Source organism: Mesorhizobium sp. M1D.F.Ca.ET.231.01.1.1, assembly GCF_003999155.2.
In the GTDB taxonomy this organism is placed as follows: Bacteria; Pseudomonadota; Alphaproteobacteria; order Rhizobiales; family Rhizobiaceae; genus Mesorhizobium.
Genome location: NZ_RZOZ02000130.1, coordinates 1 through 350, shown reverse-complemented (window position 1 = coordinate 350; position 350 = coordinate 1). Strand labels below are relative to the sequence as shown.

General features: G+C 73.1%; 1 pseudogene. It reads left to right on the top strand.

From position 1 onward, the window contains the following. A pseudogene (locus tag EN874_RS32620) lies at positions 1-350 on the top strand (DUF2339 domain-containing protein); the annotation flags it as partial.

Below are 350 nucleotides of genomic sequence, written 5' to 3'. Positions count from 1 at the left end.
GGGCGGCCTGGGGTGTCATCGCCCCGCTGGTGGTGCTCACCGCGCTGTGGCTGACCTTCGGCGATATCGACCGCGATCTCGGCTATGCGCTGCCGGCGCTGTTGCTGATGTTGGCCTCTGCCGCCGGCGGCGAATGGATTGCCAGCGCCGAGGAGCCGCCGCTGACCGGCGGCCCGGCCGTGTCGTTCGCGCTCGGCGGGGCCGGCGTTGCCGGCCTGCTGATGCTGCACATGGCCTTCGGCTCCGGCTGGACGACGGTGCTGCTTGGCGCCGCCGCCGTCGAGCCGGCGCTGGCGACACGCTGGCGTTCCTATCCGGTGCTGGGCTGGATAGCGGTCGGTGGGGCGGTC